17 protein-coding genes and 1 pseudogene are annotated in these 19,779 nt (G+C 47.6%); 11 read left to right on the top strand and 7 right to left on the bottom strand.

Annotated elements, in window-relative coordinates; all coding sequences use genetic code 11:
• Positions 1 to 6: 6 nt before the first annotated feature.
• Positions 7 to 786 carry a spermidine/putrescine ABC transporter permease PotC gene (potC, locus tag B9P82_RS03280; RefSeq protein WP_003030794.1) on the bottom strand — a complete coding sequence of 260 codons (780 nt, stop codon included), beginning with the start codon at positions 784 to 786 and terminating at the stop codon, positions 7 to 9.
• A 238-nt stretch (positions 787 to 1,024) separates the two neighbouring features.
• Here potC and B9P82_RS03285 point away from each other — a divergent pair.
• A pseudogene (locus tag B9P82_RS03285) lies at positions 1,025 to 1,132 on the top strand (antitermination protein); the annotation flags it as partial.
• A 139-nt stretch (positions 1,133 to 1,271) separates the two neighbouring features.
• On the opposite strand, the gene B9P82_RS03290 reads toward B9P82_RS03285, so the two are convergent.
• Complete coding sequence (locus B9P82_RS03290; RefSeq protein ID WP_016152687.1) at positions 1,272 to 1,484, bottom strand: KTSC domain-containing protein; 213 nt, start codon at positions 1,482 to 1,484, stop codon at positions 1,272 to 1,274.
• A gap of 552 nt (positions 1,485 to 2,036) precedes the next feature.
• Here B9P82_RS03290 and cspA point away from each other — a divergent pair.
• The 3 genes from cspA to B9P82_RS03305 all read left to right on the top strand — a co-directional run bounded on the left by cspA (position 2,037) and on the right by B9P82_RS03305 (position 3,379).
• Positions 2,037 to 2,249: a transcription antiterminator/RNA stability regulator CspE gene (gene cspA / locus B9P82_RS03295; protein WP_005127641.1), complete on the top strand. Its 213-nt coding sequence runs from the start codon at positions 2,037 to 2,039 to the stop codon at positions 2,247 to 2,249.
• Positions 2,250 to 2,677: 428 nt separating this feature from the next.
• Complete coding sequence (locus tag B9P82_RS03300; protein ID WP_094761497.1) at positions 2,678 to 2,866, top strand: cold shock small protein YmcF; 189 nt, start codon at positions 2,678 to 2,680, stop codon at positions 2,864 to 2,866.
• A gap of 342 nt (positions 2,867 to 3,208) precedes the next feature.
• Positions 3,209 to 3,379, top strand: coding sequence for a hypothetical protein (locus B9P82_RS03305; protein ID WP_230852500.1), 171 nt, complete (start codon positions 3,209 to 3,211; stop codon positions 3,377 to 3,379).
• A 203-nt stretch (positions 3,380 to 3,582) separates the two neighbouring features.
• Here the strand turns inward: B9P82_RS03305 and B9P82_RS03310 are convergent, their stop codons facing one another.
• Positions 3,583 to 4,668, bottom strand: coding sequence for an FUSC family protein (locus tag B9P82_RS03310; RefSeq protein ID WP_075847125.1), 1,086 nt, complete (start codon positions 4,666 to 4,668; stop codon positions 3,583 to 3,585).
• A 1,341-nt stretch (positions 4,669 to 6,009) separates the two neighbouring features.
• On the opposite strand from B9P82_RS03310, the gene cspG reads away from it, so the two are divergent.
• The 4 genes from cspG to B9P82_RS03330 all read left to right on the top strand — a co-directional run bounded on the left by cspG (position 6,010) and on the right by B9P82_RS03330 (position 7,105).
• Entirely contained in the window at positions 6,010 to 6,222 is a 213-nt protein-coding gene (cspG, locus tag B9P82_RS03315) for a cold shock protein CspG (protein WP_016152690.1), read from the top strand.
• Positions 6,223 to 6,232: 10 nt separating this feature from the next.
• Entirely contained in the window at positions 6,233 to 6,421 is a 189-nt protein-coding gene (locus B9P82_RS03320) for a cold shock small protein YmcF (protein WP_101700008.1), read from the top strand.
• A gap of 73 nt (positions 6,422 to 6,494) precedes the next feature.
• Positions 6,495 to 6,725: a hypothetical protein gene (locus B9P82_RS03325; RefSeq protein WP_019076503.1), complete on the top strand. Its 231-nt coding sequence runs from the start codon at positions 6,495 to 6,497 to the stop codon at positions 6,723 to 6,725.
• Between the two features lie 206 nt (positions 6,726 to 6,931).
• Positions 6,932 to 7,105 carry a GnsA/GnsB family addiction module toxin gene (locus tag B9P82_RS03330; protein WP_016152691.1) on the top strand — a complete coding sequence of 58 codons (174 nt, stop codon included), beginning with the start codon at positions 6,932 to 6,934 and terminating at the stop codon, positions 7,103 to 7,105.
• Positions 7,106 to 7,366: 261 nt separating this feature from the next.
• On the opposite strand, the gene B9P82_RS29350 is transcribed toward B9P82_RS03330, so the two are convergent.
• Complete coding sequence (locus B9P82_RS29350) at positions 7,367 to 7,483, bottom strand: YnaM/YnfT family protein (RefSeq protein WP_371412077.1); 117 nt, start codon at positions 7,481 to 7,483, stop codon at positions 7,367 to 7,369.
• Between the two features lie 316 nt (positions 7,484 to 7,799).
• Between B9P82_RS29350 and B9P82_RS28820 the strand changes: the two genes are divergently transcribed.
• Together B9P82_RS28820 and B9P82_RS03335 are read left to right on the top strand one after the other, a co-directional pair.
• Positions 7,800 to 7,964, top strand: coding sequence for a YnfU family zinc-binding protein (locus B9P82_RS28820; protein WP_175299807.1), 165 nt, complete (start codon positions 7,800 to 7,802; stop codon positions 7,962 to 7,964).
• Positions 7,965 to 8,120: 156 nt separating this feature from the next.
• Entirely contained in the window at positions 8,121 to 16,703 is an 8,583-nt protein-coding gene (locus tag B9P82_RS03335; protein WP_101699931.1) for a GH36-type glycosyl hydrolase domain-containing protein, read from the top strand.
• Between the two features lie 19 nt (positions 16,704 to 16,722).
• Here B9P82_RS03335 and B9P82_RS03340 read toward each other — a convergent pair whose 3' ends face one another.
• Positions 16,723 to 16,956, bottom strand: a complete 234-nt coding sequence (locus B9P82_RS03340) for a hypothetical protein (RefSeq protein ID WP_029139493.1) — start codon at positions 16,954 to 16,956, stop codon at positions 16,723 to 16,725.
• A gap of 153 nt (positions 16,957 to 17,109) precedes the next feature.
• Between B9P82_RS03340 and B9P82_RS28825 the strand changes: the two genes are divergently transcribed.
• Positions 17,110 to 17,286 carry a YnfU family zinc-binding protein gene (locus tag B9P82_RS28825; protein WP_213083733.1) on the top strand — a complete coding sequence of 59 codons (177 nt, stop codon included), beginning with the start codon at positions 17,110 to 17,112 and terminating at the stop codon, positions 17,284 to 17,286.
• 502 nt (positions 17,287 to 17,788) lie between these two features.
• On the opposite strand, the gene potB is transcribed toward B9P82_RS28825, so the two are convergent.
• Together potB and potA are read right to left on the bottom strand one after the other, a co-directional pair.
• The gene (gene potB / locus B9P82_RS03350) at positions 17,789 to 18,652 is read right to left on the bottom strand and encodes a spermidine/putrescine ABC transporter permease PotB (RefSeq protein WP_016150058.1); all 864 of its coding nucleotides are present in this window, start codon (positions 18,650 to 18,652) and stop codon (positions 17,789 to 17,791) included.
• A complete protein-coding gene (potA, locus tag B9P82_RS03355) occupies positions 18,636 to 19,772 on the bottom strand; it encodes a spermidine/putrescine ABC transporter ATP-binding protein PotA (RefSeq protein WP_016152695.1) in 1,137 nt (378 codons plus the stop codon). Before potA ends, potB begins: the two co-directional genes overlap by 17 nt.
• Positions 19,773 to 19,779 lie beyond the last annotated feature (7 nt).

A 19,779-nucleotide genomic window follows, 5' to 3' on the forward strand; every position in this document is an offset into this window, starting at 1 on the left:
AGGGCCTTAGCGGCCCTTGGTTTTATCACGTGCAATAAGCTGGCTGGCAATCACCATAACCAGCGACAGAACTAACAAAATGGTCGCCAGCGCGTTCACCTCTGGTGATACGCCGACTTTTACCATTGAGTAGATTTTTAACGGCAAAATTTCATAACCAGGCCCGGTAACGAAGGACGACACGACGACATCATCCATCGACAACGTAAAGCTCAGCAACCAGCCGGCAGCCACTGCAGGCATTGCCAGAGGCAGTATAATCTTGCGCAGAATAGTCACTTCACTGGCGCCGAGATCTTTGGCGGCTTCAAGCATTCGTACATCAAAACCTTTCAGACGTGAGTAAACCGTCACCACCACAAAAGGTAGACAAAAAGTGATATGCGAGAACAGCAGTGACCAGAAACCCAGTTGAATGCCGATCAGCATAAACAGCACCAGCAAAGAAATCGCCATTACGATATCCGGCGACATCATCACCACGAACAGCATGCCGCTGACAAACGGTTTACCGCGAAAACGGTAGCGGTACAGTGCAACCGCTGTGAGTGAGCCGATCAGCGTGGCAAACGTGGCGGATAGCACCGCCATCGTCAGCGAGTGTTGCGCTGCCTGTAGCAGGCTGTCGTTGTTCATCAGCAGGCCGTACCATTTGGTGGTAAAACCCTGCCAGTTGATGCCAAAGCGCGAGCTGTTAAAGGAGTTCACAATCAAAATAATGATTGGAATATACAGATACGCGTAGATGGCGGTCATAAAACCGCCTCTGAGCAGCCGACCGATCATTCGCGTTTCACCTTCTTGTTCAGAAGGCGCGATGTTTTCAGAGTATTGAAAATAATCAACTTTTTCTCTTCTCCAAAATCTCTCCAAAACTTCCCGCCAAAACAGATAGCCAAAAAGAAGCAGCTATCACTAAGGCCGCGAATTTTACAACAATTTTTAGGATGATCGGGAAAAAAAGGCCATTTAAATGACCCGCTTTACCCATTCCTGACTGCGAGTGGCGGTATAGCAATCGGTTCAGGGAACAATTAGCGCACGCTACCGCTGTGGTGGTAAAGGGGAGGTACTTGACTGCAAAGCCACGAAAGAGCATGGCGTCCCAGTGTTTGAAACCTGTGAACGCTGCAGGGAGCATGCTTAACGAAGGGTAACGAAATTGACGGGAATAGTGGTTTTTTGGATATCAATTTCCTGGCCCGGTGGTAACAAAAAACAGAAAACACCAGAACGGCGTTTTACGCTATCTACAGCGTAAATTTCTTGAATCACCCTGTTTTACGACACAAGAATTTACCTTTAATGACACCGTCAAAGAAACGGCCTTTAGATTGCACTGTGAGAAAAGAGTTATAGATGCTTTCTGGAACGCCCACATACTGGAAAGTTGAAGAATTTACGAACCCTATCTCCAGAATCTTTTCTAATGGGTAGTAACCAATAAATTTTATTTTTGATGAAATCATTGCCTGTCGTTGCATTTTTTCTCCTTCAATTTTTTTAATTTTCCTTCTCTGATAATACACTGATATGAAACAAAAGGAGCATAGTTTTGTAAATGTTATGGCTGTTTCAGAATTTACTGGTTGGATGAAATGATTTTCTTTGTTGCTTTAATTTCCTGAACTGCGAAAAATAGCACGAAAATTCGTTGCTGGATTTTTAGGGATTGAAACGGGCTTTCCTTTAAGTAACTGATAAATATATTCTATTTTATTTTTCGTTATCCAGGGGACGACCGGCTGTATGTTATTGCTGGTGAACAGAACTCATTGATTATGCTGTCTCAGTTTCCATTTCTAAGATTTTGCGAAAAATTAAATGAAAAAATAACTTGCTATTGTTTGTGGGGTGTGTGATTAATGAGGGGTTGGTTAGGTACACAGACCCATTAAAGCGGTTTAGTAAAGCAGTTCTCATCTCAAGCGTTATCCACAGATAATCCTTTCTTTTGAGCCTTCTTATCGTTACTAATTAGATTGTGTGCGAAGCCCTTTTCGCCGTAAGGCTACATAGAATTTAAGGAATTACCTGTGTCTAATAAAATGACTGGTTTAGTAAAATGGTTTAACGAGTCTAAAGGTTTTGGTTTTATTACCCCTGACAATGGTAGTAAAGATGTGTTTGTACACTTCTCTGCTATTCAGAGTGGTGGCTTCAAAACGCTGAATGAAGGCCAAAAAGTTGAGTTCAGCATTACTGCTGGTGCAAAAGGGCCGTCAGCTGAAAACGTTGTAGCTGCCTGATATTTTTCCTGATGTAAACCAATATACGATAGCGAAGACGGTGAATGCCTGAGTAGATATATTGGTTTTTCAGAAACTCAACATCTGTCAACATAAAGCTGAACAGATGTCTGAGTCTAATTATTGGGTAGAACAGTTGAAATGATTATTTTATAAATGTCATTTGTTGTTTTACCTCTGTAGTTTTTCTTGCACGCTTAAGTGCATTCGTAAAAGCTAACAACATCCCAAAAATCGCTGGTGCTATAATATAAAGAAAATTATATTATTTTAGATTCCTCATGTGAACTGATAAGAAATATTTATTTTTTATTGCTTTTAATAGTGAGTTGTAACCTGATACTGAAAATCAAGAGAAATTATTAGTTAAATAGATCTTTTGGATATCACTGCGGTAGTGAGTGTTGTAGCAAATAAAGGCTAACATCATGACCGACCATATTTATTTTAAGTGCCCTTGTTGTCATGGGTCACAGTACAGAACTTCCCATTTTGATGTGACTGAGAAAAATCCCTTTGGTGCAAAGTGTATTTTTTGTAAATCATCAATGATCACACCAGATAACTATGCGCCATATATTTCCAGTAAATCAAATGAACAGGTGTTGCGAAAGTAACATTTGGCTCTGACCTTCCAGTTAAGGCGGCAAGATTCATTATCATTGCCAGGCACTGGTTTAAGTCCAACAAGGGCCGTCAGTCAGCTACTACCTCATCGAATTGAGCGGGCGACTTTTGAACTTGCAGGAGACGAGGGTTTGATCCTCTATGGTTACACCATGAATAAAAACCTCGTTCTAACGGGGTTTTGTCATTTCAGGGTTATCCGTGCAACATACAAGTAAGTTGGGCAAAGAATTGTATTTTTTGTTTTGCTTTTAACATCATGTCTGATGTGTAACGGTATTACTAATAACCACATAAAGGGCAACGCATTGAGAATCATACAAAACCATATTATGGCCCAGGAAATTGGTGAAACAGTTATCCAGCTACTTGAAAATGGCAAAAGGGTTACGACAGGGAATATCATTGATTTGCTCGAACGGAAAAGTCATGCCTTGCACGGTCAAAAGGCCGATGAGATAAGAGAAATATTGATATTTATCAGGAAAAAATCTGTTCTGTAAACGAGTTATAAATCACCTACGGTGCTCACGGATTATGGTTTCTCAATCAAAGACCTACTGAGAGGCATCCAGCCTGGTAGTGCAAAACTCTTCTTTTCTGGCCCACACAATAGAATGGGCCTTTTTCATTACTAAAAGCTAGGTTGTGATATCTGGACGGTGTGAGGCAATAATGATTACATATTTGTCGATTGACATTGAAATTAATTATTTTCTGTAAGCGCTTTTGTGATTAGGGTTGATAGTGCTTCAAGTTGGATAGCAAGTTGAATGCTCAACCAGACATATCCGTGAACGGCGCTTTCAATGATTTCCTCGCCCTCATTGGCGAGTAAAAGACAATGCAACTCTTTAGTAATTTCGAGAAGATGCTCGCTATTTGATGCTATCGGCGTTGGGTTTCCTTCATGCAAGGCATGTGCGAGGGTGTTGAGGGTGCTACGGGTCATTTGTTCCATATCTGACAGCGTATGAGTATTCAATATGAGAAATCGACAGCCACGAGATGCCCAGTGGGCATTTATCTGAAATTTTTGCGCCGCTATCATATCGCGGGTTATCGATTGAATATCTTCAAGTAGACTCTTCGCAATCTTTGTTTCTTTATTTACTGGTGTAATAAGGCTGCGCATTTTTACTACATTATTCAGCGCTCGCGTTTGAAGTTTGGCCATTCTCGGGGGCGCAAGAACGTTTCGGGAGACTCCCGCAGTTGTTATTTTTAGATAATCAGAAAGAAAGTCAGCAAGTTGTATACGCCAGTTAATGAATGCTCTTTGGGGAAAAATGCTGGTAAACAACATCGCCAGAATGCATCCTATAATAATGTTGGTGCTTCGCCACAATGCTGTTTGTAAGTCTCCTGCAGGAGCGCTGCTGACAACCGCTAGCGTGATACCAATCAATAATGCGGCATAGGGACGTTTACTCATGGCCAGAAAACCACAAAGGAAAGCTGCGCATCCACACCACAGCATCATCATAGTGAGAGAGTACATTTCAATGTGTAATGCGATGATCCCCAAAATCGCACCCCCTACAGTTCCCGCCATACGTTCAAGTGCCCTGGGTATCACATTGCCCATGTAACTAATTGGTCCCATGACCACAACCAGTGTAATCAGGGGCCAGGAGTGGTCTGGTAAATTCAACATTCTTATCAGTAAGAAAGTTATAACAAATGCTAAAGCAATACGGATCCCATGAACTACACGATAGTTGCGGTAAATCTTAAGTTCTAAAGGACTTATCGGTTTATTCCGTTCAATGGAAAAAATATTGTTTTTCATTGGTTAAAATCTTTAACATAGACAGAATTATAGAGGATGTTCAGATATACACTGAAAAAATAATCTCGTCTTACTTTTTTAACTTATAAAAAAGGAGGGCGATACCTGATATAGGTTATTGTTAATCAATTGCTAATGCAGTAGCGAAAGAAGACGTAATTTTTAATACCCACATTATCTTTGGATTTGCCATTATGGTGGTAAGCGGTTCTACACATATTGAGTGGCCCATGACTTAAATTCAACATGTTGACTTTGACAGATATTAAAAAGTTGTGGACTTCCAAAATACTGGTTAGCATGTTTAAAACGTTTTCTTTTACAGGTTGTTATAAGGCTAAGCAAAACAGGTCAGATGGTTTCTGTGCACGGCTTTATATCAGCAACGGTATCATTATATTTATAACATATGCACTTTGATGAGCTAAGGCCCGGACCAAAGCTCATGAGATATAAGTTCTGGCTACATTAGATGGAAGCAGTACACAACCTATTCATGTGTTATCGAAAAGCAACTACGTAAACAGAAAGTGCAAGTGCGAGAAATATCCAGTATTGAGAATGGTAATGGAAAAGTTTGAGCATAAATATCCTCCACAGATTCGGTTCCTAATTAATGGCAGATTTAAATGTCAACAACAAACAAAAAAGCATGGGCATTGATTGTTTGATTGTTTCATATTGTTTCAGTGATGCGCTATGACGGTGCGTTTGCACCAACAATAGGATTCTTGCATTGTTATGGTGAGCTTAGTGTCAGCCGGGCATTAAGACGCGATCAATCTACTGATAAATATAACCCAGGCAGCCATATGCGGCTTTTTCTATCCTGTCTGTCACTCTTTGCCAGCTGCACACCGATGCAACAAAGCTTGCCCGCCGCCTGAATGCCGCAAAGCACACCGGAAATCTTGCCGTTCCTGCCAAAAGCAAAACAGCCTGAGCTGAAGTTGTAATCCTCTCTGACATGCTCGGAAATTTCGTGGTAGACGCTAAATATTATGCTGAGATGGAGGAAATACGACTCTTCCGTGAGTCAAAATCCCTGAAAACTTAGGGTGATAGATAAAGGTCTTAAGCAGCATGACATAATTTTCGATTTAAGCTATTTAAATTCATTTTTTTGATAAGAATCATGTGCGATTTCCCTATAAAACTAAATCTTGCTATGTTTGGTTAATCATGCGTTAATGAATTCTTGGTTTGTAACGAATTTATCTAAAGCAGTCGCTGTAATAATTTTATTTCTTGTTCCTGTTGAGATTTCCTTGCTAGCTTCTCTCTCTGATGATTTTTTTCGGACCATTCTGCCCAAGGGCTTACTCAAGAAAGGTAATAATTATGTCTAATAAAATGACTGGCTTAGTTAAATGGTTCAATCCTGAAAAAGGTTTTGGGTTTATCACCCCTAAAGATGGCAGTAAAGATGTGTTTGTACACTTTTCTGCTATCCAGAGTAATGATTTCAAGACGCTGAATGAGAATCAGGAAGTTGAGTTTAGTGTTGAACAGGGACCTAAAGGCCCCTCAGCAGTTAATGTCGTGGTTGTATAAGGTAACTGTTATTACACATCATATTCACTTCAGATGCCCGTGTTGCCACGGATCTCAGTACAGAACGTCGAGCTTTGATGTTACTGAAAAAAATCCTTTTGGAGCAAAATGTATTTTTTGCAAATCGATAATGATTACATTTGACAATGTTGCGCTATACATTCGTTCTGGTCAGTCTTCGTTAAATTTTAGAAAATAAAGTTCAGGTTCCTTATGGAGCCTTTTTTGTATGCTAAACCGTTCATCTCTGTACGAACCATCACGGTATCATTATGAAAAAAGTAATCGTTTTTTTTAACTCAGAACCGGCAGTTGTTGTATCCGTAATGAAGGGAATTACTTCGATAATGCGTGAGTTTCCCAATGGGGAAAAAGCACACCTGTCCGTGATGTCAGCAGGATTTCCATCTCTGACAGGAGACCATAAAATAGTTTATGTTGCCTCTGATCGCGATGTCAGTTCCGAAGAGATTCTCGAGGCAGCATCGAAGCTTTTGAAGTGACATCTGATTGTTTCTTTACCGACCGAGATAGTAGTCCAGTGGTTTGCAGATGTTTTGCGCTTTTCTTGTATGAAGATTGTACTGCAACCTCTTGATTATTGAGTCTTTCCATTCTATCTTTTAAACATGTCAGCGCTGTTATAAGTGCTCCACGGGGAATGTTACATACTTGACGTTGATACGTTAGAGATCAAGAGAGGTAAATAATGAACGTCGAAGAGTTAAAAACAAAAACTGAAGCGGATATTTCTGAATTCATTACAAAAAAAATTGTTGAACTCAAAAAAAAGACAGGAAAAGAAGTTTCCGACATCCAGTTTACTGCTCGTGAAAAAATGACTGGGCTTGAAAGCTATGATATTAAAATTACATTGATCTAATCGTTAAAAACCCAGCTTGAATGAAAAGCATTATCTTAAAAGGTAATGCTTTTTTATTGCTGTCAAAAAATTTGGATGTTGTCAAAACCTTCATTTTTAATCATAGAGATAAGTCCTGACTTTTTAATGGGGCCTTTCCGATGCCAGCCCGCGCTATCGGGCTACTGCTGGCTCAGGGCAGGGAATGCACTTGTCGGAAATTTCGTGGTCAGTGTGTATCACATTGAGGGGAGTGGGATGACGTAGTAGCCTGCGAATGGGTTAATTATCATTTCGGTCGGGATTGTTAGATAACCCAACTCCTACTTTTACCGCAGCAAACAACATAATGCACAGAGCGGTAATGACGGTAAATACCAATGAAAGGCCGGTAATCATAAATTTTCTTCATTTCAGATGGATTTGATTATTAGACTAAGGCATAAAGGAAAAGTTCAGGGTAAATATCATAGTATTTCCCGGAAAAATATCGAAGCGGGTCATTGTATACCAGAGCGGACTGCAGGGAGCCGTATCCAAGAGTGGCGGATCAACGGTCTCAACGGCCCCTGTGGCTGCAAATATCTATCTTGGCAAACGTCTTCACCTACCCTGTGATATTCCCTTTTGGATAAAAAATAGGAAGATAAATTAAATGGTTAAATTTTATCCAAACGTGGTACAGTGAATCTCATTCATCGAAAGGGTAATCATCATGTCTCTCATCGATTACGCAATGAAGTACCTCGGTGGCGTATCGACGACTACTGTCATCTGCCCGGCCTGCGGCTTACGTTCATCCCAATCTATTTCTAAAATTCGCCTTAAGCAGACAATGCTGTGCCCTGGCTGTAAAACACTGTTTGTTTCACCACGATAACCCTGACACTTAGTTGCACCTAAACCCGGTGTTCTATACTTAAGTCAAATCCCGGCAGCTGTTAAATCCCTGATGCCTTACGCCCATCCTGAGAGAACGTTTCTGAACTGATTTCGCAACTGCTCCTGCATGCTAACTCTGCATCAGAGCAATGCTATGAAAATGAACCCCAGGGCGTGGTTTAACCGCTCCCATATTCCGATGAATGCTACCGAAAGCGTAACGTTTTCGGCGAACGATCCTGCCGGTGAAAGCACTCTGCAGTCAGAACTCTTTTCGACCGCCCAGATGGAACGCTACGGTCAGAAGCTCGCACGGACCCATAAATTATCGCCGGATAAACATCCTTATTATCTTCTAAAAAGACTCGGCGAGAATGAGGCCATCATTACCCAAAGCTGTTATGAGCTTAACGCGGGTAAAAAGACCAGCATCATGCCTGCCGGGGAGTGGTTGCTGGACAATTATTATCTGATTGAGGAACAAATCCGCACTGTCCGCCAGCACTTGCCGAAAAGCTTTGGTAAAGGTCTCCCGTCGCTGATGTCGCCGCTGAATTGCCCACGAATTTACAATATTGCATCAGAGGCCATTGCTCACGGTGACGGGCGCTGGGATGCTGCCAGCCTGACCAGCTATCTCACCGCCTATCAACAGGTGACCCCGCTGACATTAGGTGAAGTCTGGGCGTTACCGGGAATGCTGCGCCTGGCGCTGATTGAAAATCTTCGTCGTATCAGTATCGAAGTGATCAAAGCGCAGCAGGACAGAACGCTGGCTGATATGTGGATAACAAAGATTTTCGGATGTGCAGAGAATGCCCCTGGCGATTTAATCATGGTGGTTGCCGATATGGCACGCTCCCGACCTACGTTAACCAGTGCGTTTGTCGCAGAGCTGGTGCGGCGCCTGCAGGGGCATGGCAATGCGCTGTCGTTACCTCTGACCTGGGTTGATCAGTGCCTTCGGGAACAGGGGATCACCACCGACGTTCTCATACATAATTTCAATCAACAGCTTGCCGCCAGCCAGCTATCTGTCAGTAACAGTATCGCGGGTCTGCGATTACTGAGTGAAACGGATTGGGCTGATTTCGCCGAAACGATAAGTGTCGTCGAACAGGCATTACGCAATGATCCTGCCGGTATCTATCCTCGGATGCACTTCAATACCCGGGATCATTACCGGCACGTTGTTGAGGTCCTGGCCAGAGACAGTGGTCTCAGCGAGCCTGAAGTTGCTGACAGGGTGCTGACGCTTTCAGGAAACAGTGCTCCGGATACACTGGAACATCATGTTGGTTATTATCTCGCAGGCGAAGGTCGGCAGGCGCTGGAAATTCATCTGTTAGCAGACACCTCAAGGCTCATGCGCTTGCGGCACAGTTTCAACAGAATAACCCTGCTGTCATGGCTTGGAAGCCTGGCGTTGTTGACAACCGCAATGACCGCGGCAATTTTGCACGAAACAGCCATGCAGGGCGCAGACTGGCTGTTAATCGCGGTGATATTCCCTCTGATTATCGCTGTAACTCAGTTGATGAGCGATTTACTCAGTGACGCCACCACCCGTTTTCGCGTTCCTCGCCCCTTGCCGCGGATGGATTTCTCAACCGGCATTCCCCCTGACAGCGCCACCCTGTTAGTCATCCCCTGCATGCTGACCAGCCACGCAAGTTTCAGCCAACTCCTCACCAGTCTTGAAGTCTGCTGGCTGGGGAATGAAAACGAAAATCTCAGGTTTGCGCTGCTCACTGATTTCGCTGATTCTGCAAATGAACCCTCGCCGGAAAGCCAGATGCTGCTCAGACAGGCGATCGCCGATACGCAGGCGCTGAATCGCCGCTATCCCTCCAGCCGCCCACGTTTTTACCTGCTACACCGCCAGCCTGAATGGAACCCCGCGGAAGGAACGTGGATGGGCTATGAACGCAAGCGGGGAAAACTGGCGTTACTGAACAGCTGGTTGCGCCATCCGGGGACACAATTCGTCAGCGTTGCAGACATGCCTGCTAACCTTTTACCGGGCCAAATTAAATACGTCATTACCCTGGACAGTGATACGGTGCTGCCGCGCGATACGGCGCACAAACTGGTCGCGACGATGGCGCATCCGCTGAATACGCCAGAGTATGATCCGGTACGCCAGAGGGTTATCAAAGGATTTGGCATTTTACAACCCGGCCTTGCGGAGGAGATACCACGCAACGGTCAGGGACGTTACGCCGCCATGCGCAGCAGCATACCGGGCAATAATCCCTATTCGATGATGTCTTCGGATATCTATCAGGATCTTTTTGGGGAAGGATCGTTCGTGGGCAAAGGGATTTACGATGTTGACATTTTTATGCAGGCCACGGCCAACACCTGCCCGGAAAACCTGGTTCTCAGCCATGATCTACTCGAAGGATGCTATGCACGTTCGGGTCTGCTCAGTGAGGTGTTACTCTATGAACAGTACCCGAATAATTATCTGTCGGATGTTGCACGCCGTTCACGCTGGATCCGGGGTGACTGGCAACTGCTTAACTGGCTGAAACCACGTGTCAGAAGAGCCGATGGAACCCGGACCAGGAATCCGCTGACCGCGCTTTCTTACTGGAAATTACTCGATAATCTGCGTCGCAGTCTGGTCGCCCCCTCATTACTGGTATTGCTGTTCTTCACCCTGCTAGGGGTACCTAATCCGGTTTACTGGCTGGGCGTACTGTCGCTGATATGGCTGTTGCCAACCATCCTCTGCATCACCCATGACCTGCTGCATAAACCTCTGCGTCGCCGCCTGAAGCCGCATCTGTTACTGGTAGGGGCGGGCGCGCTGAAGCGTTTGTCAGGTATCGGCCTTAATTTTGCGATACTGCCGCACGAAGCCGGATATTCGCTAAAAGCAATCGCCGTGACGTTATGGCGATTGGGGATCAGCAGGCGTCACCTCAGCCAGTGGGTCAGCCACAGCCAGGACAGCAATCAGGCCGGACCCACTGTCGCGCTTTTTTATCAGGCGATGTGGCTGAATGTTGCATGTGGTGTGATGCTGATAATACTGACCGGACAATTTGCTCCACAACTGCTGGGGATTGCGTTGCCGATCGGTTTGTTATGGTGTGTGGCACCGCTGCTGATGAGCTGGTTGAGTCGCCAGCCTGCGCGTAAGGTGTTTTCGCCCAATCCGGAACAAAAACAGCTGTTGCGCCAAACAAGCCGTGAAATCTGGGCGTTTTTTGAAACCTTTGCCACAGAAAAAGAGAACTGGCTTCCGCCTGATAACTACCAGGAAATACCGCAGCCGACGGTGGCCCATCGAACTTCTCCTACCAATATTGGCCTTTCCCTCATGGCTAACCTGACGGCATGGGACTTTGGCTACCTGCCCGGCGGGGAAGTGCTCCGGCGCGTGTCGCTCACGCTCGACACAATGGATAAAATGGAGCACTACCGGGGCCATCTCTACAACTGGTATGACACTCGTACGCTGGCCCCCCTCAGCCCACGCTATATCTCAAGCGTTGACAGCGGCAACATGGCAGGGCATTTGTTGACACTGCGTGCAGGGCTGTCCGCCATGCGTCATCAGCCAGTTCTAAACAGCCAACAGATACTGGCAGGACTCAACGATACGCTGGATATTCTGGAAAAACAGTGGGGTCAGAACCCGCCTGACAGCTTGCGGTTGCTGCGAAAACACTGCCTGAGCGCGGTGTCGCTCTCTCCGCAGACATTTTTCAGCGAGCTGAAAAATATGCGCACCCAGTGCAATCACCTGAACACGCTATGCCATCAGGGATCTCCTCTTCAGATGCGTTGGGCAGGACATCTGGAGCATCAACTGGTTCAGCTTTGCCATGAGTGGTCGCTGCTGCTTGGTTGGTTACCTGCATCCTGGAACGAACAGACGCTGCCGACTTTATGCGAGCTTGCGCGCGCAACATTTACTGGTGTAGGAACCCCCCCGGCGTCAGCGACGGAGCAGGCACGGATGCGACTCAATATTATCACTGAACTTGAACAACGGCTGGATGAGCATGCCCGGATGGATTTCGCCTTTCTGTACAGCGAAGCAACCAGTCTGCTCAGTGTTGGCTATAACTGTGACACGAATATGCCTGACAAAAGCCACTACGATCTTCTGCCGTCTGAAATCCGCCTGACCAGCTTTCTTGCCATTGCCACTAATCAGCTACCTCTTAAAAGCTGGTACGCGCTGGGGCGACTGTTCACCACCATTGACAATGAAACAGCCCTGATGTCATGGAGCGGGTCAATGTTTGAATACCTGATGCCGAATCTGGTAATGCCCACCTGGCCTGGCAGCCTGCTCGATGAAATGAGTCAGTCGGCGGTAATGCGCCAGATTCATTGGGGGAAAGAACGCGGAGTACCGTGGGGCGTTTCAGAGTCTGGTTATCATGCTTTTGATGTTCAGCATAATTATCAATATCAGGCATTTGGTGTGCCGGGTCTCGGCCTGCGCAGGGGGCTTGCTGATGACATGGTTGTCGCCCCTTACGCCACACTGCTGGCGTTAATGGTCTCGCCACAGAAAGCCTGTGAGAACCTGATCAGGCTGCAAAAAAATGGCGCACATGGTGAATACGGTTTTTATGAAGCGCTGGACTATACTCCCTCACGCCTCGCAACCGGTCAGCTCTATGCGGTGGTTCAGTCCTGGATGGCGCATCACCAGGGCATGGCGTTTCAGGCGCTGGCTCATGTGCTACTTGACGCCCCGATGACTGAACGCTTCATGTCCAGTACGGTCTTCCGCTCAGCGAGCCTGCTGTTACAGGAACGCGTGCCGGATGCGGTCGATCTGTACAGTCCGCGCCGTCATTTTGAATCTCATGAGGGCAGGGTCAAACCCGTTCGCTATGAACCCCGTATTTTCTATGGCGTGGACACGCCGGCCCCGGATATTCAACTGCTGTCCAACAACCATTATCATCTGATGTTGACCACGGGCGGCGGCGGCTACAGTCGCTGGAATAATATTGCGCTCACGCGCTGGCGCAGTGATACCACCCGCGATAACTGGGGAGCATTCTGCTATATCCGCGATATACAGACGGGGAATGTGTCGAGCAATACCTGGCAACCGACAGCCCACACCAGCGGGCATGACGAGGAAGTGATATTCACCGATGCGAGTGCTGAATTCAGACGCTCTTTCGATGGGCTCAGCGTCAAAACTCAGGTTGTGATCTCCCCGGAGGATGATATTGAGTTGCGACGGCTCACACTGATTCATCGTGGTCGCCAGCCTCGCTCTCTGGAACTGACAACCTATGCCGAAGTAGTACTGGCACCTGAAGCCAGCGATCTGGCACACCCGGCATTTAGCAATTTGTTTATTCAGACGGAACTGGATCCTGAGCGTGACGCTATTCTTTGCCACCGGCGCCCGCGTTCTCCGGGTGAAGCGAGTCCCTGCCTGTTTCACATGATGGTGGTGCATGGCGATAACCGTCATAACGTTTCGTTTGAAACAGACAGGGCAAAATTTCTTGGTCGTGGCAGAAACCCTGCGGATGCCCAGGCAATAAAGGCAGGCGGGGCGCTCAGCAATACGTCGGGGTCAGTGCTGGATCCGATCCTGGCAATACGCCACGCCATCACTCTGCAGCCGGGGCAGCCGGTCACGATTGATATCATTTATGGCATCAGCGAAACCCGCCAGCAGAGCCTGGCGTTGCTGGAAAAATACCGCGATTACCCTATCGCTGATCGCGTCTTTGAACTGGCCTGGTCTCACAGTCTGGTGGTATTACGCCAGATGAACGCCAGTGAAGATGATGCCACTTTGTTTAATCGTCTTGCCAGCGCGGTGCTTTACCCTGTCCAGGAACTGCGCGCCGAAGGCCAGGCGATCAGCCGCAACCGGCGTGGTCAGTCCGGTCTGTGGGGCTGGGCAATTTCAGGCGATCTGCCGATAGTGCTTCTCAGTATTACCAGCGAGGAAAGTATTGCCTCAGTGACCACACTGATTCAGGCGCACCGTTACTGGAGACAGAAAGGGCTGGATGTTGATTTGGTTATCCTGAATAACAGTCCCGGCGGCTACCAGCAGGGCTTACAAAATCAGATTATGGACTTAATTTATGCCGGATCTGAAGCCAGCCTGCTGGACAAAACGGGCGGTATTTTTGTTCGTAATGGCGAGCATCTCTCTGCTGAGGATAAGTTGCTTTTGATGAGCGTGGCCTGTCTTTATCTTGATGACCGCACAGGCAGTATCAATGAGCAGCTTAATCAGCGTACTCACACCCTTAAACCTCAGGCCAGAGCACTCATTCCACGAGCTGTGCGCGAGCGTAATCAACATACGGACTGGAGCCCCGATATCAGTCAGTTATGCCATTTCAATGGGTACGGTGGATTTTCTCAGGATGGTCGGGAATATCAGATTGTCCTGCGGGAAGATGCGCAGACACCGGCTCCCTGGTCAAACGTATTGGCAAATGCCCGTTTTGGCACTGTGATTTCAGAGGCGGGACAGGCCTACTCCTGGTACGAGAATGCACATGAATACCGCTTGACACCGTGGGAGAACGATCCGGTGAGCGATCGCAGCGGCGAGGCGTTTTATCTGCGCGATGAAGAGAGTGGTGAGTGTTGGTCACCGACGGCTTTACCTGTTCGCGGACATGGTGATTACCTGACCCGCCATGGTTTTGGTTACAGCGTGTTTGCCCATCGAGAGAGTGGTATAGACAGCGAGCTGACGGTTCTGGTTGCCGAAGAGGCGCCGGTTAAATTGGCGCTCCTGACGCTCAGTAACTCTTCGGGTCGGACACGCAAACTTTCCGTCACCGGCTATGTGGAGTGGACGCTCGGAGGAACACGAACTCGCTCAGCCCCTCACATTGTGACTCATGCGACCAGACCGCCTGGCGGCTGCGGAGTGCTGGCGAACAATTTTTATGGTGATAACGGTAGCGGTCGTACTGCCTTTTTTGCCGTCAGCGGTAATGACTGTTCGTTGACCGGGGACCGCCGGGAATTTATCGGTCGTAATGGTTCTCTGCACGCCCCGTCGGTCATGAAGCTACGCAGGCTTTCAGGTAAAACGGGCGCCGGTCTGGATCCCTGCGGGGCAGTACAATCGGCGGTAACATTAATTGATGGCGATCAGAGGACGTTTATTTTTATCCTCGGCGCAGAGGAGAATCATATTCGAGCTCAGGAGACGCTTGCCCGTTATATGAATGAGGAGACGGTCCGCGAGGAGCTGAACCGGGTTCACAACCACTGGCACAATGTGCTCGATAAAATCGTGGTTAACACCCCCGACACATCGGTAAATTTACTGGTGAATGGCTGGCTATTGTACCAGACGGTAGCCTGCCGCCTGATGGCTCGCAGCGGTTACTACCAGTCCGGCGGCGCATTTGGTTTTCGCGATCAACTGCAGGATACGCTGGCGCTGAGCCATGCTGATCCGAACCGGATGCGAGAACAGATAATCCTGTGTGCATCACGGCAATTTATTGAGGGTGATGTACAGCACTGGTGGCACCCGCCACACGGCAACGGGGTGCGCACCCGCTGTTCCGATGACTATCTGTGGCTTCCGCTTGCCGTTTGCCACTATGTTGAAACGACGGGGGATATGGATGTACTGGAAACACGTATTCCTTATCTGGAGGGACGTCCGCTTCAGCCTGGTGAAGAGTCTGCCTATGATACGCCGGTGATCAGCGGTACCGAAGAGACTCTCTGGTTACACTGCGTCAAAGCCATTAAGTATGGACAACAGTTCGGGGAGCATGGTCTGCCGTTGATGGGGGCGGGTGACTGGAATGACGGCATGAACCGGGTGGGGATCGACGGCAAGGGTGAAAGCGTCTGGCTGGGCTTCTTTCTGTTCGATATTTTGCAGCGGTTTGCGGCGCTGGCTGATCGCAGGCTGGATGAAAGCGTCGCCTCAATGTGCCGTTCACAGGCTGTGCGCCTGCAAAGCAATCTCGAAGCCCACGCCTGGGATGGTGAATGGTACCGGCGTGGATATTTTGACGATGGTACTCCCCTGGGGTCGAAAGCATCACAGGATTGCCGGATTGATGCGATTGCCCAGAGCTGGTCAGTATTGTCCGGGGCCGCTAGCCCGGGACGGTGCGCAAAGGCCATGCAGGCGCTGGATAAGCATCTTGTGGATAGCGAGGGGGGACTGATAAAACTATTAACACCGCCTTTCGATGGGCACGGTCCAAATCCGGGTTACATACAGGGCTACCTGCCTGGTGTGCGGGAAAACGGAGGGCAGTATACACATGGCGCTATCTGGGCTGTGATGGCATTTGCCCGAATGGGGAATGCCGAACGTGCCTGGCAACTCTGGTCCATGCTCAGCCCGATAAATCATACTCTGAATGCGAACTCAGTCGGGATCTATAAAGCCGAGCCTTATGTCATGAGCGCTGATGTTTACAGCGTCGCTCCCCATATCGGACGTGCCGGATGGAGCTGGTATACCGGTTCATCAGGCTGGGCCTGGCGTTTACTTACCGAGGAATTACTGGGGATAAAACGTTCCGGTGCTGACCTTACGGTTCATGCCCGGTTGCCGGATGGGTGGCCGTCTTTTTCTATGACTTATCAATATGGCGAAAGCCATTATCAGATTAGTGTCTCACGCGGCGATGCAGAATATCGCGTTACACTGGATGGTGCTCTCCTCCCTGATGACAGAATACCGCTGCGGGATGATGGACAAAACCATACGGTTGAGATTATTCAGAACTGACACTGAGTCCAGACGCGCATTAACGTCTGCCGTTAATGCGCTGATTATCCCTGAGAACCTCAATCGCTGTCTGCATGGCGATTTTGTCATCTCGTTTTTTTTGCTTGTCCTGCATGACCTGAAGGTATTCCAGCAAAGTTCGGGTATTAATAGGTCGGCCCTGTTTGCCCACTGCCAGCACGGCTTCGCCAAGAATAATTTTCACTGGTGGCAACTGGGCCGGGTACCAGTCAAGGGTGTCTTCTGATTTCATGATAAATTTCTCACGGAAGGGTATTATATCATAAATCAGACGTTTAATTTTCAATATCTGATATCCTGATTTAATCATAAATTAACATAACTTAAGCCAGTTATTTTTATATTAAGGCGTATAATAATTACTGTGTTCCTCAGAGAATTATTTATGTCTTATACAAAAGGACTCAGGCACTTTAAAGAAAGACCGGTGCATGTTGCCTGCCCGGTATGCGCATACAGAGCCGATCAGAAAGCAGGTAAACTAAGAAAAGATGCGGTTCTGGAATGCCCTGCCTGCGGGCTGTTGTTCAGACCATCAGAATGCTGGTGTATCGGCGGCTGATCGGCTTCTGCCACCTAACGTGAGTGATGTTGGGAAATGACAATATTGCTCCTGTACTGTAGTTTGAGAGGATATGATGATGAAATCTAAAAAATCTATTTTTATTGAAGGACATATCTTTTCGAACAGCTGTCATGGGCAGGTTGGTCAATCTTTCTGTATCCACAGGGCCAGGTTTAATAATGGTAAATATGCGATTATCCGGGAAGCATCCGGAATATGTTTCAAGCCTGGCGAAATTATTCAACGAAACGATTGCGAGTGGTTTTATAACCTTACCAAAATTCGCCTTCTCTCATTTGAGTACCTTGAAGATGATGAATCCAGAAGACAATTTCTTGAATATCGATAATAAATTCATGCGTATCATGACGGCATATTTTTGCGCGTTTACAATTCCTTTCTGATTTTACAAATCTTATCCCCGTTCGTGACCTGGCATGCAGTTTACTTGAGGGTAAACTGCATGCCATGATCATTTTAACTTTTTAGGTAATATCGGTTAACTATCAATGTCGCTAACCTTCTTGTTCAGCAAGCGGGAGGCGCGCCAGTAGATCAGCAGCATCAGACCCATGACGATGGTCAGCGTAATGCTGGTGGCAGCACCGAACGGCCAGTCGCGGATGTTCAGGAACTGAACTTTAATCACGTTGCCAATCAGCAGGTTTTTCGCCCCGCCCATTAAATCGGAAACGTAAAACAGCCCCATTGCGGGCAGCATAACCAGCAGGCATCCGGCGATAATTCCCGGCATCGTTAACGGAATAATGATGCGGGTGAAGGTCTGAAGTTTACTGGCGCCCAAATCGCGCGCGGCTTCCAGCAGCGGTTTATCGAGCTTTTCAATGCTGGAATAGAGCGGCATCACCATAAACGGCAGCAGGATGTACACCAGGCCGATAATCACCGCGCTGGGGGTAAACATGATGCGAATGGGGGTATCGATAACGCCGAGCCACAACAGAAATTCGTTGAGGTAGCCCTTGGTGCTGAGGAATATTTTGAGTCCGTAGATGCGAATAAGCGAGTTGGTCCAGAACGGAACAATCAGCAGGAACAGCAGCAATGGACGCACTTTTTCCGGCAGTTTCACCAAAAACCAGGCAAACGGATAGCCGAGCACCAGACAGGCGAGCGTGGCAATCAGCGCCATATTGAGGGAGTGAACCAATACCTCAAAATAGAGCGGATCGAGCAGGCGTGTATAGTTTTCCAGCGTAAAGACCATTTTGACGAAATTGGCATCGTCGCGGGTCAAAAAGCTGGTGCCGATGATCATCAGGTTGGGCAGAAAGACAAATAACACAAGCCAACCGACAATGGTGACGATCACCACACTCTGGAATTTACTTGTGTTCTTCATCAGCCAGTACGACCTCCCAGCTTTCTACCCAGTTAATCGCCATTTTCTGGTCGAGAGAGTGGTCAAAGTCAGGATCGTCTTCGTTGAAGAATTCACTGACCATCACCATCTTGCCATTTTCCAGTTCCACAACCGACTCCAGCGTCATGCCCTTGTAGTTGCGTTCACGCACGTAGCCGATCAGGCCTTCGATATGATTGTCGTCGTTGATTTCATCAACGCGCAGATCTTCAGGGCGTAACAGGACGTGCAGCTTCTGCCCGGGAATCACCGCGAAGTTGACATAAATATTGCACTCGCGACCTTCAACGTTAGCACGAACGCGCTGTTCGTCCAGACGTTCTATCACCGTCGCGTTAAACATATTGATCTCACCGATAAACCCGGCGACGAACAGATTTTTCGGCTCTTCGTAGATTTCGCGCGGCGTACCGTCTTGCTCAATCTTGCCATCGCGCATCACCACGATACGGTCTGACATGGTCAGCGCCTCTTCCTGATCGTGAGTGACAAAGACAAAGGTGATACCAAGCTTACGTTGCAGCGCTTTCAGTTCGTTCTGCATCTGCTTGCGCAGTTTGTAGTCCAGCGCAGAGAGAGATTCGTCTAACAGGAGTAAACGAGGTTTATTGACCACCGCTCGGGCAATCGCTACGCGCTGCTGCTGTCCACCGGAGAGTTGATGCGGTTTTCGCTGGGCGAACTCTTCCAGCTGCACCATGCGCAGAGCTTCGGTAACGCGGGGAGGAATGTCGGCTGCGGGCGTTTTTTGCATGCGTAAGCCAAAGGCCACATTCTCAAAAACGGTCATGTGGGGAAATAACGCATAGCTTTGGAAGACGGTGTTCACGTAGCGGTTTTCCGCAGGAACGTGAGTGATGTCCTGGTTGTCCAACATGATATGACCGGAATCAACCGTTTCCAGACCGGCAATCAGGCGAAGAACGGTTGTTTTACCGCAGCCAGAGGGGCCAAGCAGCGTGAGAAACTCGCCATTATTGATGGTCAAATCCAGGCTGGAAATCACCTCTTTGCCATCGAAACTTTTGCGAATTCCCGCTAATTGCACCAGTGGAGAAAGCGAACGCGGTTGTTTATTCAATTTTTTACTCTGTCCCATGTAAACG

This window comes from Citrobacter sp. L55, from assembly GCF_002850715.1.
Lineage (GTDB): Bacteria > Pseudomonadota > Gammaproteobacteria > Enterobacterales > Enterobacteriaceae > Citrobacter > Citrobacter braakii.